Here is a 558-nt window from a genome sequence, read left to right as displayed (position 1 = left end):
AGGTTAAGTGTACTAGCGCAATCTGAAGAGCAAACACAGCAAACTCACCAGATACTGCGGTAGCTGCAAGTAGTGCAGTGATACACGTACCGATGTTCGCACCCAGCGTGAATGGGTAAATGTCACGAACTTTAAGAACACCAGTACCTACAAGTGGAACCATCAAGCTTGTTGTTGTTGATGAAGATTGTACCAACACCGTCACGATCGAGCCTGATACGATACCGTGGATAGGGCCACGACCAATTGCATTCTTCAGAATATCGCGAGCACGGCCAACCATTAGGCTCTTCATTAGCTTACCCATTACTGTGATAGCAACGAAGATTGTAGCGATACCTAAAGCAATTAGAGCCACGCCACCCATGGTGTCACCAAATGTTGATAGCGGTTCTTTGATAGCAGAAACAACAGGCTTAGTGATTGGCTTGATGAAGTCAAAACCCTTCATGCTCATGTCGCCAGTGTTAAATAGTGGCGAAACCAACCAGTGAGAAATTTTCTCTAGAATGCCGAACATCATTTCCAAAGGAAGGAAGATCAGAACAGCAAGAAGGT

1 protein-coding gene is annotated in these 558 nt (G+C 45.3%); it reads right to left on the bottom strand.

The genetic code is table 11. From position 1 onward, the window contains the following. Positions 1–558, bottom strand: a 558-nt coding sequence (locus R7O13_RS29725) for a Na/Pi symporter (protein WP_318305574.1), incomplete at both ends; no start/stop codon positions are given.

This window comes from Vibrio sp. Y176 (assembly GCF_033438945.1).
This window is presented reverse-complemented; position numbering and strand designations above follow the sequence as displayed.